At 54.1% G+C, this 750-nt stretch carries 1 protein-coding gene; it reads right to left on the reverse strand.

Annotated features, from left to right (window positions below; all coding sequences use genetic code 11):
* On the reverse strand, positions 1-713 hold a 713-nt coding region (locus tag ACTQ3V_RS15655), incomplete at its 3' end, for a DDE-type integrase/transposase/recombinase (RefSeq protein WP_441468299.1).
* Positions 714-750 lie beyond the last annotated feature (37 nt).

The raw sequence follows: 750 nt of genomic DNA on the forward strand, positions 1-750 counted from the left end.
CGGATGCCCAGCTCGGCAGCGGTGACCTCAAACAGGGTGGGCAGATCCCGCCTGCTGTTGGAAAAGCGGTTAGTGAACTCAAAACCGTTGTCCGTCTGGACGCATTCCACCTGAATGCCTCGGCGGGCGTACCACTTGAACAACTTTTTCAGGAAATCCGAGGAAGAAAAGGTGCTTTGCTCTGGATAGGCAGCCAGAAATCGCAGGCGGGTAAACTCGTCAATGGCGGTGTACTGGTAGAGGCGGAGTTGCGAGTCTGCAATGCATTTGCGGGGCACCACCTTCACATCCACTTGAACACGCTGGCCTGGGTAGGTCATCTGCTCGTAAGGCTTTGGTTTATACACTTTTTTCTTCGAAGCAGCAGGAAACAGCCCCAGTTTGCGCATGACTCGGAACAAACTTTCCGGACGGCGAGTATATCCCCGCTGTCGCAGCCGGTGCCACAGTTCTACCACCCCAAGTTTAGGATTGCGGCGGCGCATATTGCGGATTAGTTTCAGTTCTGCATCTGTGTGCTGATTGGGATGGCCGTGCGGCCGCCGGGACTGGCAGGACAGCGATCCCACGGTTCCATCCCAACGGGCCTTCCAGAAGTAGATATATGACCGGCTTTTGTTGTACTTCCGACTGGCGCGGCTGACGCCGTATTTCTCTGTGTACTTCATTAGAGATTGCCGATACGCCATGTCCTGTGTTATACTCTTGCTCATGAAGGATATGGCCCCCTTTCGACAAGTTGTTGTATAG

The organism is Candidatus Agathobaculum pullicola, assembly GCF_052117205.1.
GTDB classification, from domain to species: Bacteria; Bacillota; Clostridia; order Oscillospirales; family Butyricicoccaceae; genus Agathobaculum; species Agathobaculum pullicola.